This is a genomic window from Cohnella fermenti (assembly GCF_004801405.1).
GTDB lineage: Bacteria > Bacillota > Bacilli > Paenibacillales > Paenibacillaceae > Cohnella > Cohnella fermenti.
Map to the genome: position 1 here is coordinate 1 of NZ_SSOB01000026.1, position 13,777 is coordinate 13,777.

Annotated in this window: 8 protein-coding genes; 4 read left to right on the top strand and 4 right to left on the bottom strand. The window is 61.1% G+C overall.

What is annotated here, in order from left to right:
• Positions 1–140: 140 nt before the first annotated feature.
• From E6C55_RS19425 to E6C55_RS19435, 3 genes are all read left to right on the top strand, one after another.
• Positions 141–2,579, top strand: a complete 2,439-nt coding sequence (locus E6C55_RS19425) for a DUF7507 domain-containing protein (protein WP_136371479.1) — start codon at positions 141–143, stop codon at positions 2,577–2,579.
• 233 nt (positions 2,580–2,812) lie between these two features.
• Positions 2,813–4,312, top strand: a complete 1,500-nt coding sequence (locus E6C55_RS19430; protein WP_168735750.1) for an NTTRR-F1 domain — start codon at positions 2,813–2,815, stop codon at positions 4,310–4,312.
• A gap of 144 nt (positions 4,313–4,456) precedes the next feature.
• A complete protein-coding gene (locus E6C55_RS19435) occupies positions 4,457–5,590 on the top strand; it encodes a glycoside hydrolase family 88 protein (protein ID WP_136371481.1) in 1,134 nt (377 codons plus the stop codon).
• Positions 5,591–5,649: 59 nt separating this feature from the next.
• Here the strand turns inward: E6C55_RS19435 and E6C55_RS19440 are convergent, their stop codons facing one another.
• The 4 genes from E6C55_RS19440 to E6C55_RS33895 all read right to left on the bottom strand — a co-directional run bounded on the left by E6C55_RS19440 (position 5,650) and on the right by E6C55_RS33895 (position 12,686).
• Positions 5,650–6,192 (bottom strand): glutathione peroxidase, encoded by a 543-nt coding sequence (locus E6C55_RS19440; protein ID WP_136371482.1) that lies wholly within the window; start codon positions 6,190–6,192, stop codon positions 5,650–5,652.
• A gap of 173 nt (positions 6,193–6,365) precedes the next feature.
• Positions 6,366–8,714 carry an alpha-L-rhamnosidase-related protein gene (locus tag E6C55_RS19445; RefSeq protein WP_136371483.1) on the bottom strand — a complete coding sequence of 783 codons (2,349 nt, stop codon included), beginning with the start codon at positions 8,712–8,714 and terminating at the stop codon, positions 6,366–6,368.
• Positions 8,707–11,520, bottom strand: coding sequence for a glycosyl hydrolase (locus tag E6C55_RS19450; RefSeq protein ID WP_168735751.1), 2,814 nt, complete (start codon positions 11,518–11,520; stop codon positions 8,707–8,709). Before E6C55_RS19450 ends, E6C55_RS19445 begins: the two co-directional genes overlap by 8 nt.
• A gap of 173 nt (positions 11,521–11,693) precedes the next feature.
• Positions 11,694–12,686, bottom strand: coding sequence for an AraC family transcriptional regulator (locus tag E6C55_RS33895; protein WP_168735752.1), 993 nt, complete (start codon positions 12,684–12,686; stop codon positions 11,694–11,696).
• A gap of 201 nt (positions 12,687–12,887) precedes the next feature.
• Between E6C55_RS33895 and E6C55_RS19465 the strand changes: the two genes are divergently transcribed.
• Complete coding sequence (locus tag E6C55_RS19465) at positions 12,888–13,745, top strand: helix-turn-helix transcriptional regulator (RefSeq protein ID WP_168735753.1); 858 nt, start codon at positions 12,888–12,890, stop codon at positions 13,743–13,745.
• Positions 13,746–13,777 lie beyond the last annotated feature (32 nt).

Consider the following 13,777-nt stretch of genomic DNA (forward strand, 5'->3'; position numbering starts at 1 on the left):
GGGCTGCGGTACGGGTTCGGCTACGCCCTCCACCCGGTCACCTACTGGAAATTCACTTCGTTCCTTTTCAGTCGTCCGGATCAACTGGAAAAAGAACAAAATGATCTTACAAGTACGATTATACGAGCGGAGGAGAAGCAGTGGCTTTTATTTTGCGTTACAATGCCAATAATACCGGAGCGATCACGTTCACCGGCAACACGCTGGGCTTAAGCCGCTCCGGCGACGAAGGAGTGCCGGGGACCCGCGATTATATCGGGGCGTTCACGACGGTAGATACGGCCATGCAATTCGGGAGCTATCCGCCCGGCACGACGGGCGACTTCTTACTGAACAGCGCAACCGCGTTCCTGCGGCTGCCCGAAGGCAGCGAGGTGCTGTACGCGGAGCTCGTGTGGGCGGGAACATACCGCGTCAGCGGCGGGACGAACAATTACATCGACTATATCGACAAGTCGGTAGCGATGACGACGCCAGCCGCAGCGACCTTCGCCATCGCTCCCGATCCTGCAACCGCCCAGCTCTCCTATCGGAATGCCACATACAATTACTTTCGCTCCGCGAACGTGACCGAGCAAGTCCGGAACGGCGGGGCCGGACCGTATACGGTAGGCGGAGTCGTCGGCAACATCGACCTGGGCAACAGCACCGCCAACAGCGCCGGATGGACGTTGTGCGTCGTCTATGACAACCCGGCATTGCCCTTCCGCAATCTAAGCCTCAATGTAGGCATAGTAGAGATCGCCGTCGGCAGCGACCCTTCGGTCACAACGACGATCACCGGCTTCGCAACGCCGACCGAAGGCCCGGTCAACGGCCGCATGGCGCTGTGCGCCCAGGACGGGGATGCCAACAAGACCGGCGATCAGGTGCTGTTCGGCCCGACCGAAGCCGACCTGATGAACCTGTCGGGGCCGAACAACTTCCTGAACAACTTCTTCGCCTCCCAGATCAACGACGACAGCGGCAACCTGGATACGTCAGGCACATTCGGCGATCGCAACCAGATCAACGGACAGCCGGGCACGCAGATTGTGGGCGGGCGGCAGAGCTGGGATATCACGAACGTGGATATCTCCCGGACGCTGGCGAACAACCAGACGTCGGCCGTATTCCAGCTTCGCACGACCAACGACGGCTACTCGGTGCTTGCGATAGGCATCTATATCGACATCAACGCGCCGCTGATCGGCGTGTTGAAGAGCGTCGATGCCGAAGTTGCCGAGATTGGGCAAGTTCTGACCTATACGGTCATCATTACGAACAACGGCACCGTATCGGCGAACGCCATGTTCCTTCTTGACGGCTTGCCTAACGATACGGAATTCGTCGAAGGCAGCGTTACGGTAAACGGAAGCGGTGTTCCGGGGGACCCCGTTGCCGGAATCCCGCTCGGTACGCTGCCTCCCGGCGAATCCATCGTCGTGACGTATCGGGCGCTTGTCGTCTCGTTCCCGGAAGACGGACTTATCTCGAATCGGGCCGAGGTCGTCTTCCAATACCAGAGCGTGCCGGGCGGGGAGATCAACACCGGCGGCATCCCGTCCAACGCCGTCGTAACGCCCGTGCTGCCTCCCGATTACACCATCGCGATCGCGAAGACGGCGGACCGGACGACGGTCGCGCCCGGGGAGAGCATCCGCTATACCCTTACAGTGACGAACCTGTCCAACGCGCCGCTGACGAATGTCCGGGTGACCGATCCCGCGCTGCAGTTCGAGCAAGTGATTCCGTTCCTTCCTTCGGATGAGTCGCGGACATTCGAGGTGACGTCCGTTGTTCCCCTCGGCACCGCCGCGAATACGAGACTCGTGAATACGGCGGACGCCGTCTCGGACCAAGTCGGCCCCGTGTCCGGAACGGCCATCGTGACAGTGCTGCCGGTGCCGGGCTTCGCCGTGCGGAAGACGGCGGACCGGACGACCGCCTTCCCGGGCGATACGATCGTCTATACGATCGCGGTGACGAATACCGGCAACGCGCCGTTAAACGACGTGCACATAACCGACTCGCTGCTGGGGCTCGTCGAGACGATTCCTTCGCTTCCGCAAGGGCAAGTCGTCCGTCTGCAGCACTCGTTCAGCGTGCCGCTGAACGCAGAGAACGGCTCGTCGATCTCCAACGTCGCGACGGTCGTCGCCGTCGACGTCCCGCCGCAAATCTCGATGAACGAGATAACGGTCGCCGCCCCTCTTATGGCTGCGAAATCCTCCTCCTCAGAGGAAGTGTCGCTCGACGGCCGCCTCTCCTTTACCATTATCGCAACGAACATCGGCCCGGTTCCGCTTCTCGACGTTGCCCTGGTCGATGTTCTGCCCGAGCCGTTGGAGTTTATCCCGGACACGCTCAAGGTGAACGGTCACGCGAAGCCGGGAGCCGTTCCCGACGGACTCGCGCTCGGAACGCTCCCTTCCGGCGCTGCGGTGCGGATCGTCTTCCAGGCACGGCTCCGAAGCATGCCCGCTGACGAGAGGATCGCGAATCAAGCCTCCGTCACCTTCCGGGTCGCGTTGTCCGGTCCGCTCTTCACCGTTCCCTCGAACACGGTGGAGATCCGGGTGACGGAAGAGGAGGAATAGACGGGAGCAAGGCCGCAAGCCTCCGGCGCGAAGCTTGCGGCCTGCGCTGTTCCCGATGGCGGTCCGGATCGCTCGAAGCGCTCCTGCCTGCGCATGGACAAGCCTGTTTCCTTGCCTGGCGCGTTTGATTTATGCAATGCGCATGCTCTCCCGGGCGTACGAACGGACCGATATGCCGCCGACTTCATACATTATTCCGGACAAGTTCTTTAGGTCGGGAGAGGAGGAACGGCATGGCGTTCAACAATCTTATCGTGAACGGCGGCTTCGAGACCGGGGCGATCTCTCCCTGGGTTCAATCGAATGCCGTTGCCGCCAATTCGTATAGTCACACCGGTGTCTACAGCGCCATTCTGAATGGAACGACGACTTCGTTCCTGGCGCAGGTTGTCCCCGCTTCCCCGGGGGACTCCTTCGAATTCAACGCCGCACTCTCGAAGCTGACATCCGCCCCGGGGCCGAATGTCGTTGTCCGAGTGAACTTCCTGGACGCTTCGCTTGTTGTGATCGGCACGGGACTGGCGGTCGCGATATCGACCGACATTCCGCTTGTCTCGACGAGCAACTGGATACCCTTGATCTTCACGACGTCGATGGCTCCCGTTAATACCGCCTTCGCGAATGTCTTCATTCAGACCCTCCCGGTCGTCGGCGGAGCCAGCCTGCTTGTGGACGACGTGTCGCTCGTCTCGGTGACGGGAGTCGGCACCGGCCCAACGGGGCCGACCGGACCCACAGGGCCGACCGGTCCGACTGGACCCACAGGGCTGACCGGTCCGACTGGACCCACAGGACCGACGGGACCAGATGGACCCGGACTCTTCCTGTGGGGCGAGGAGACCGTCGTCTGGGCCGACTCCGGCGCCGCCGGACCGGGCACCGGAACGCCGTCCGACCCTTGCAGCTCCTTGCAGGCTGCCGTTACCGCGGCGACGACGGGAGCTCTCGCCGCCACGTACGGAATGAGAGCGCGCATCATCATTCTGATTGCCGCGAATTCCGCCTTCGACGAGGACATCACAATACCTCCGGCCCGGCATGTGCAACTGCTCGGCCTTGGCCCATGGGTTCTCGGCGATGCAGCGCTCGCCAACTTCGCTTCCACGACGCCGCGCAGCATCATTATCCAGACCAATCAAGCGGCCGAGGATGTCTACTTGAATCAAGGCCCCGCCTTCAATGCCCGGCCGGTCACCGTTGTCGGCACATTCGACAATGGGACGTCGATCGGAACGCATACCAATTACACTGACGGGGCCATTATTAGCGGAGATGTTATTTTCCAGAATACCGACTCGGTCGATCCCTTCACAACAATCGAATTCCAGTTGCTGAACGCACGCGTGGTCGGAACCATCGCGCCCGATGCGGGGGACCCCCACCAGGGGATAACGAACACCTACCTGTACAACAGCCGAATCAACACGATGAACAATCCCGGCGGCCGAATCCAGCGAATGGTCGATTGCCACTCGAACGGAGCGATTGTCGTGGATGCTTACGCCATGATAACGAATTGCGCCCTGCAAGCCGATGTGACGGCGAATGCCGGAGATGTTCCGACCTTCGGAGACGCGCCCCCCATAGGGGTGTTCAACACCAGCTTCGGCGACGGAACGAACGGGATCACCTGGACGGGAACGCTGAACCTGGACACCTCCTCCAACTACTTCTTCGTCGCGAGCGGATCTATCATGACAGGCACGAAGACCGTCCTTTATAACATCACCTAGCCGCGGAATCCGATATGGAATTCCTCCCGCCGGTACCGCTCGATTCGCAACATAGCGATATACTTGCACAACAAATCGGGCTGCCCGTTGACCTATAATGAGGGCATCAACCCATCCATTCGGATTAGGAGGCCCTTCATCGCTATGAACTGGCAAACCGCAATCGAACAATCGATCCGCACGACCAAGGCCAACATCGCCCGCTTCGGCGACAAGTTCCCCATCGTAAGCGAGGACGGCGTTCACTATCACCTGCTCGACCAAGAATCCTGGACGGAAGGCTTCTGGACCGGCATTCTGTGGCTGTCCTACGAGTACAACAAGGATTCGGCCATTCGCGAAGCGGCTGCGAAGAGCGTCGCCTCGTTCAAGAGCAGGCTGGAACGGAATCAACAGTTGGATCATCACGACATCGGCTTCCTGTTCTCGCTCTCCGCCAAGGCGCAATGGATTCTGGAGCAGGACGAGCAAGCGAAGGCGATCGCGCTTGAAGCGGCGGACGTGCTCATGAAGCGCTGGCGGACGGACTCGCAGTTGCTCCAGGCATGGGGTCCCGAGGGAGATCCCGAGAACGGCGGACGGATCATCATCGACTGCCTCATGAATCTCCCGCTGCTCTATTGGGCGGCCGAGCAGACCGGCAACCCGGAATATGCCGAGAGAGCCCGAATTCACGCGGACAAAAGCCGGCGGTTCCTCGTGCGGGGAGACGACTCCTCCTACCATACCTTCTACTTCGATCAGATGACGGGGGACGCCGTTCGCGGCGGCACGCACCAAGGCTTCCGGGACGGCTCCACCTGGACGCGCGGGCAAGCCTGGGGCATCTACGGCTTCGCCCTCGCCTACCGCTACTTCCGGGACCCGGTCTATCTGGAGACCTCGAAGCGGCTGGCCCGCTACTTCATCGCCCATCTGCCGGAAGATCATGTCGCCTACTGGGACTTCGATGTTCCGCAGAAGGAAGGAACGGAGCGGGACAGCTCCGCATCGGCCATCGCCGTCTGCGGCATTCTCGAGCTCCTGGAGCATCTGCCCGAAGGCGATCCGGAGCGTGAGGCGCTGCGCCGCTCGGTCGAACAGTCGATGGAATCGCTGACGAACAACTACTTCACCGCCGGCGACGGGACCGAGGAAGGCTTCCTGCGCCACGGTTCCTATTCGGTGCGCAGCGGAGCGTCTCCGGACGACTTCGTCATCTGGGGAGACTACTTCTACCTCGAAGCGCTGCTTCGTCTTCACCAAGGAGCGCCTGGGTACTGGTACGAACGCGGATAACAGCAACAGGAAGCGGCGCGGGGATCGTTCCCTGCGCCGCTTCCTGTTCGGCATTCCGTTTACAGCAGCACGTCGATAAGGGCCTCAAGCTCTCGCGGTTCCACGGGAGTCTCGAACCTCCCTCTGATCCGGCCTGCGCGGTCGATCAGGAACTTGGTGAAGTTCCACTTGATTCCGTCTCCCTCGTAAATCTCCGGATGCTTCTCCTTCAGGAATCGATCCATCCATGCGCCGCCCTCCGTTCGAAGATCGAATCCTCGGAACGGAGCCTCGGCAGTCAGGTATTGATAGAGCGGATGGGCGTCCCGTCCGCGAACCTGTATTTTCCCGAACAGCGGAAACTCCACTCCCTTGCTCGCACAAGCCCTCGCGATCTCCGAATTGTCCCCGGGCTCTCTTCCGTTGAATTGGTTGCAAGGGAAACCCAGAATCTCGAATTCCTTCCCTCTTCGCTTCCCGTAAAGATCCTGCAATCCTTCGAACTGGCGGGAATACGCGCACTGGCTGGCGGTATTGACGATGAGCAGCACCTTGCCCCGATAGCTCGACAGGTCCACTTGTGTGCCGCAGACGGCGGCGGCCCGGTAGTCATAAATGGACAGAAGCCATTCCTCCTCTATTCCAATGCCGTGTCCTTCCTGTCCATCCTATTCTCTGCCTCCTTATAATTGAAATATATAATTCCTATCAATTATATAGACTCGACCAATAAGCAAGAGAGGCGGAGGCCGGCCCTCCGCTCTCTTCCTCTCTGACTGGCCTCGGCTAACGCGGGTTAGAATCGGAAGTTCAGCTCCAGCTTGCCTCCTGCCGGAACGTCCCAGCCCTCCCCGTTCATGGTCGAGGCACTGTCGACTTGCTGATTCGCCGACGGCTGCAACCGCACACGGATCGCCCGATCGGTCGTCAGCTCGCAGCGCACCGATCCGTCCGCCTGCCGCGACCAGGCGATGCGAACGGCATCGGCGGCATCGCCCCCGAGCAGCGGCACCGTTCCCGCAGCGCGCTCCAGCGAACCCGGCTGCAGCAGCAACCGGAAGCAATTCGCCCCCCGCTCCGGCTCGGGCAGCAGGCCAAGCGCATAGCGCGACAGTTGCCATGTCGGCGCGGCTGACCACGCGTGGCAGTGGCTCCACCGGACATCGAACACCTCCGCCAGCGTCGTAAGCCCTTGATCGAGCATCCACCCCCAGCACGTCCGGTACTGCTCAAGCGCGAACTCCGCTTCTCCTGCCTCCCATAATGCTTGCAGGGAGAAATGGGCGAAGCTCGGCGTGATCAGCCGGTCGTTGTTCGCGCCCGGATGCGCCAGCCGCGGAGCGGCGGCATCGTTCGGGAAGCAACGAAGCATATGCGCCTTAACGAATGCAACGGCACAGTCGCGGTCGTCGCAGCAGCCGTTCAGAAGACCGAGAACAGTCGCGTGATAACCGGGCTTGCGCGCCGAGATCGCATTGCCGCCTGCCAGAGGAACCGACTTCGCGAGCAAGCCGTCCTCGGTTCGATAGTGCTCGCAGATGACGCCCTGCAGCTCTGCGGCCTGCCGCTCTCGCTGCTCCGCAAGATCCCCTCGTCCAAGCTCCCGCTCCCAGTCGATCAAGTCTCTGAGCGCGTTCAGCAGCACTAAGTTCAAGCTGACATTGACTTCGCCGTCGCCGACAAGATGGCCCCAATCAAGGAAATCCCAAATATCGAGGCCTGCGATCCCGCGCGGCGTCCAATGGCGCCAGAAGTAATCGATTGTCCGCTCCGCCGTCTCCAGACCTTCATGGAGCAGCCGACGATCGCCCGTCAGACTAGCTTCGCGCAAGCAGCTCTGAACCCAGTAGAGCGAATAGGTCGTCAGATACGTATCCTGCCCCGGACATAACCCTGCCGCCGGCCCGTCTGCCCTCCTGCACGCAGAAGCTTGCTCAAGCGCGCGCCGAATGAGCGACGTATCGCCGAACGTCACGCCAAGCGCTTCGAGCCCGATGACCGCCGCATCCCCGATCCACTGGCCGCGTTCGCGCGTGGGCGTATCGATCAGCGCGTCTTCGCAGCAAGCGCGTACCGTATCCGCCCCCAGCTCCCAGATGCGGTTCAGCAGCGCATCATCGCTGTCGAAGGAACCGAGCGGCCGGTCGTACAGCGTGCGCAGCTCCGCATCCGCATGGACGATTCGCGCGCCTGCCGTTCCCGCCGCGATGAACGCGATGTGGACTTCCATGAAGCGGAATCCGCGCGGAGAGAACGTGCGCAGCGTCTGCCTGCCGCCGCTCGCCACCCACCGGTCCAGATGGCACGATGAGCTCGCCGACAGCGGAATAAGCGGATATACCCGGCCATCCGTCAGCGATTCTGCATAGCCGGCTTCGATGATCGCGCCACGGGGAGCCTCTATGACGATGCGCGGGCGGTGGAGCCCGATGCGGCCGAGGTCGAATCGCATCCAGATTCCGTCGGCCGGCAGCTCGGGACGCAAGTCGCGACTGAGAAATCTCACCGGCGGGTCGTCATCCTCGTAGCCGAACCGGTTGGCGTAGACGCCTTGGCCGATGACGACGGATGCAACGGGCAGTTGCAGACAATCGCGGATTTGCTTGGGAAGGGTGCGCGTCCCTTCGCCCAACGGATGCCGAACGACGACGGGCTCGACAACAGCGGCGACGGCGTCGTCAAGCGGGCGGCTCAAGTCCGGCAGCCGGTTCGTGTCGCAGCATTCTGCCCAGCCGAGCTGGCCGTTGACCCGGCGCCCCAGATGCCGATAGGCGTCCAGCTCAAGCGCTCGCCAGCTCACCGTCAGCGAACCGGAATCGTCCGAGGCCTCGCATTGCAGAAAATGCGGAAGATCAGGGATGAACATCCGGTTGTCGATGCCGTAATGATGGACGACTGCGGACACCGTCTGCTCGCCGGCCTCAAGCATCGGCTCGTACGTGTCGTATTCCGGATGATCGACGGTGAAGCGGGCCGGCCCTTCGCCGATTTCTTCGCCGTTCATATAGAGTCGATATGGTCCGCAGGAGAACAACCGGATCTTGCAGCGGCCGGCTTGATCCAGACGGAACCGCCCCTGGAACAGCACGTAGACGTTGACTTCGCGGGATAAGGCGGGATGCTGCAGGCAAGGTGCGTTAAGCATGTCCAACAAGCCCCCTGATCGTAAGGTTGACCGGGCCGAGCAAGCCGGACGGAGCCGGCGTCGATCGGCGGAACGCTTCGTCGCGCAAGGCTGCGCCCAGCGTGTTCGTCACCGCGACGCGGATGCGGACGTTGCCTGCCGGAAGCGACGGCAGCTCCCACCGATACGGCGGGCAAATACGCGGGGCAAGCGGCTCGCCGCCTACGCTGACGTCGGCGATCTCCCCGACATCGCCGAGATCGAGCGTATAGGCGATTCCCGGCTCAAGCTCGAGCTCCGTCTCGTACACGACGGTGCCCGAGAAGTCGGCCAATTCGGGATTGTTTAACCAATTGCCCATGCCGATGCCGCTGGCCGCCAGATGAAGGCGAGCCAGCTCTTCCGCATTCTTCAGAGGAGAACTCACGCCTGTCATGCGCCAATCCGTCAACAACCGCGTCTCTTCGGCTGTTCCGCCGAGGAGCACTCCAACGTCGTTTTGCTTCGCGCCGACAACGGCAGCACGATCAGCACGGTCAGCAGGATCAGCAGGGCTGTGCCGCAGCACAACGAATACCGCTTCGTACGGCTCGAGCCGCAGCGGCAGCACCCTGCCGCTCCCGTCCGCTCCCGCAGAATGGAGCCGTGCCGCTTCGATCCGGCCATCCATCGGATGCCACAGCTCGGCGACTACCCCCTCAGGAACAAGCCACTCGTCGACGAGAGCCGACTCTACTCCTTCGTTGCTGAAGAACAACACGTCGCAATCGCCGTGCCGATACCGGCAGATGCGCAGATCAGGATATGGTTGGTCGCCGCTTCTGACAGCGGTCGGCTCGATGCCGCGCTCGCTCAGCGCGTCCGGCAGCTCTTCCAGCGTGACGGCATCGAGCACGGGCAGCGTCGCCTTCAGTTCTTCCTGTAAGCCGCGGCATTCCTTGGCGACGTGCGCACCCACCTCCAGCACGATGCCTCCGGCGCTCGCGAATTCGGCGAGCCGTCTTGCCGCCGCCAGCGGCAGCGTCTCGACACCCGGCAGCACGATCGCCCGGAACGACTCCCTTCCGATGCGCAGCTCCCCGTCTTCGATCAGGCATCGAGCGCTGTCCGCGAGCAAGTCGCAAGATAGAATGTCGTAATCGTATTGATGCTCCGTCAGCGCACGACACGTCTCGTCAAGCAGGTCCCGATCGCCGCACCAGTGCGATTCGGCGGGGTAGAGCACGGCGATCGGCGCGACGTGGACGGCGTCCTTGAGCAGGAGGCACGACCGGTTGGCGTAATCGGCCCACAGACGGAAATAAGGCCATTGCGGATTGCGGCCGTTCGCGTAGAAGTGCGGCGGGCAGTCCGGGTCCGGGAATAGCGGCGAGAATGCGTGCGGTACATACCAATTCGTCCCCCGCGCGGTCATCCAGTCGGTCAGCCACTTCATCTCGCGAAGCCCAAGATCCCAGCCGTAGGCTCCGAAGTTCTCGCACATCACCAGATCGGTTCCGAGCTCCAGATGGGCGGCAGATTGCGCCAGCTTCGGCAGCGTGAAGTGGAAGAATGTCGGATAAGGCTCGTCCCGATATATCTTGAATTGCGGATATCGCTCCTCATACGGCGTTCGCTTCTGCTCCGAATCGAGCTGGCGCAGGACAAAGTCGTAACCGCCCATATCGAAGTGCCGGGTCGCGCGGAAAAAATGACCAACGCCATACCCGTGGTGCATGTGCGCCCTATTGTCCTCGATGACGTGTCCGATAAACGAGACTCCGTTCTTATGGCACCATGCCTGGATGCGGCCGAAGAAGCCTTCCGAGAATAGCCGCGTCAGCAGGTTCATGTAATCGTAGCGCACCGGCGGCCAGCCCTCTGTGTCCGCTGCGGCACCTTCGCTCCAGAGCAAATCCGCCCAATCGAGCAGGTCGTAGCCGTATTCCTCCCGGAACTTCTCCGCAAGCCGTCTCGTCCATGGCAAACAAGGCGTGTCTTCTCCGAACAACACATCGTACGAATCAAAATTCTCGAAGCTAGTCTCATCGCCGAAGAAGCCCTTCAGCGTCGTGCCCCAGTACGGGGCGAGCCGCTTCTTGGATTCTTCGTAGGTGATGGCGATGAAGCGGTCCGTCACCGCGGGATCGAGGTAGTCGACCATCTGGTCGAACATTCGTCCGCTCCAAGACGGTGTCAGGCCAATCCTCCGGAATGTCCACCCTTCGCTCTTGTGCGAATCCTTCCAGTCGGCCAACTCCGCTTCGGAGCGAAACGAGATTCTCTGACGCCCTTCCGAAGGCGAGCCGCTTACGCCGATTATCGTCAGCAACGTCTCGATCGGACGGATACCCGTATCTCCCGTATCTCCCGTCTCTCCTGTATCTCCTGTATCTCCCGTATCTCCCGTATCTGCTGTATCTGCTGTATCTCCTGTATCTCCTGTATCTCCTGCCTCTGTCGGCTCGTCGCCCTTGCCGCCCTTGCCGCCCTCGTCTTCGCGGACAAGCACCTTCATCCGATATTCCGGATGGCCTTCGAGCACACGGCCTCCGGCGATGCCCGACGGATAATATTTCTCGTCGAACAGCCATACTTCCATGCCCCGGCGCTCGGCTTCGTCAAGGCACCAGATCACGTCGCGCCACCAGCGAGGTCCAAGGTAATCCTCGTGCGGCCGCGACTCGATGATGAAGCCGCCTGCCCCTCCCTCGTCCATAGCCGCGATCTCGCGGCGGATCGTCTCTTCGGTCTCACGCTCGTCGCCGTGCAGCCACAGCAGGGGAAACAGGCTGCGCGGCGGATGCTCTGCCGAGAATGCCTCCCGCAGATTATTGTAATTGGACAATTCTACCCACTCCTCGACTCGACGACTCATCTTCCTCGTCATTGTAGCATCGGAGCTTGGGCGTTCAGGATAACGCGGCGTTCAATCGAGGTGGACGATTTAATCATTTCGGAATCACTCAAATCGTTCAGGATCATTCAGGATCATTCAGGATCGTTCAGGATCGTTCAGGATCATTCCGAATCATCCAGGCGTCCGGTGCGAATCCGCTCGCGGAATGCGGTCGGGCTCATCCCCTGCGACTTGCGGAACTGGCGGCTGAAGTACTTCGCGTCGTCATAGCCGCACCGGTAAGCGACCTCCTGCACGGGCAGGTCCGTTCGCAGCAGCAGTTGCGCGGCCTTCTCCATTCTCAGATTCGTGAAGTAGATGTGAGGAGCAAATCCCGTTTGTTCCTTGAACAATCGATGGAAGTGCGAATAGCTGAAGTGGATCGTGCGATGCCACTCGTTCAGAATAGCGTCGGATACGGGACTCTCGGACACCGCCTCGTGCATTCGGACAATGTAACGCGTCATCTCCGTCCGTTCTTGCTGCAGCCAGTTCGGCGCGCGGTGGCGATCGGTAAGCAGCGTGCAGCCGACACGGCTGTCGCAGATGGCGCGCGACAAGCCAAGGAGCAGCGCGAGCATGTCCGCTTGCAAGCGCAGCCGCCGCAGGGGATCGGCTTCGTCGCCGAACGCACGGACGACCGCCGCCAGCTTCTCGCGGATGTCGCCGGGCACCGGAGATATCAGAACGAGATCGGGCAGCCATATCGATTGGCGAACCGCATCCTCTTCCGGCTCAAACTCGGGATCGATCGGCCCATCCTCATCGCCGATAATGCGAATCGGACCGCCGCTGCCCCCGTCATCCCAATCAAAGTGGATTGCCCAATGGCCGAACGGCTGAACGTCTTCACCCGATTTCCCCTCCGTTGCGCCTTCCCCTTGCTTGTCGCGGAATGAATGCGGCGTTCCCGGCGGAATGAGCAGCAGGCAGCCTTCCCGATAATCGAACTCCCCCTGCTCGGTGTAGACGGTGCCCCAACCCCGGTCGACAAGAATCAGCTCATGATCGAGAATATAGCGGGACGGTACCCGGAGCGGTGCCGTCGTATAATGCGCGAGCCGAACCCGCGGATGAATGTCGCGAAAGCGCAGAAGATGGATGAATGGAAGCATCGGGGGCAATCTCCTATCCGATGTAAGCGGACTCAACATTGTCCACTGCTCTTGCATAATCGCGAAACCTGCTGTTGTTCGGATCTTATCACACAACACCCCCCCTATCAAACTGATCCGGCTGAAGGGATGTTCACGGCGAACGCCGCTCATTATAATGGGAGTAGCATGCCACTTCCTCCTGAGGAGCGTTCATCTGCAATGAACAACTCGACCTATCATGGCGGCGGGTCCGACCCGATTCTATTCTCGTACAAGCGGCAGAACACAGAATCCTACTATCACCACGCCCACCGCGGAATCGAATTGCTCTACATCTACGAAGGCCATGGCGAGATCATGGTCGACAACCAGACCTATCCGATCGAGAATCATTCGCTTGTCTGGTTCCAGCCTTATCAGTTGCACCGGGTTGCCGTCCCCCTTCAATCGGGACTGGCCTACACGCGCACCAACCTGACGTTCGATCCGCATCTGCTCGAGCGCTATCTGGCGCCGTTCCCCCTGCTGGAGAGGTTCTACCGAACGCTGTGGAAGGGGCATCTGCACCGGCCGTTCTTCCCCGCCATGCAGCATTCGCCCGTTCCGGCGCTGCTCGAGCGAATGCATCTGGCGCAGGGAACGAACGCTCCCGGCAAGGAGGAGGAGGTCGGGCTGCTGCTGCTGAATCTGATCCAATGGCTGCAGAGCAACCTGTTCAAGGCGGAGGCGGACGCCGCATCGAGCATTCCTTCGCGGGCCCATTCCCATGCGGAGAAGATTACCGAATGGCTGGAGGAGCACTACAAGGAGCCCTTCAAGCTGGAGGAGCTGGCGGAGAGCCTTCACCTGTCTCCCTATCACGTCTCCCACGTCTTCAAGAAGTCCGAAGGGCTTACGCTGTCCGACTATGTCATCCGCAGGCGCGTCCGGGAGGCGTGCTCCCTGCTCGCCAACACATCCAGGTCCATTCAGGAGATCGCCTCGGAGCTCGGCGGGCTGTCCGCCTCCTACTTCTGCCAGATGTTCAAGCGCGCCAAAGGCGTATCGCCGGAGCAGTACCGAAGAAGCATTCGTTAGCCTCTTCGGTCCGTCCGGCGATACGCCTTCCT

Coding starts and splice junctions, on each gene's coding strand:
- E6C55_RS19465 (WP_168735753.1), top strand. CDS start 12,888: ATGAACAACTCGACCTATCATGGCGGCGGGTCCGACCCGATTCTATTC.
- E6C55_RS19445 (WP_136371483.1), bottom strand. CDS start 8,714: ATGCTTAACGCACCTTGCCTGCAGCATCCCGCCTTATCCCGCGAAGTC.
- E6C55_RS19435 (WP_136371481.1), top strand. CDS start 4,457: ATGAACTGGCAAACCGCAATCGAACAATCGATCCGCACGACCAAGGCC.
- E6C55_RS33895 (WP_168735752.1), bottom strand. CDS start 12,686: ATGCTTCCATTCATCCATCTTCTGCGCTTTCGCGACATTCATCCGCGG.
- E6C55_RS19430 (WP_168735750.1), top strand. CDS start 2,813: ATGGCGTTCAACAATCTTATCGTGAACGGCGGCTTCGAGACCGGGGCG.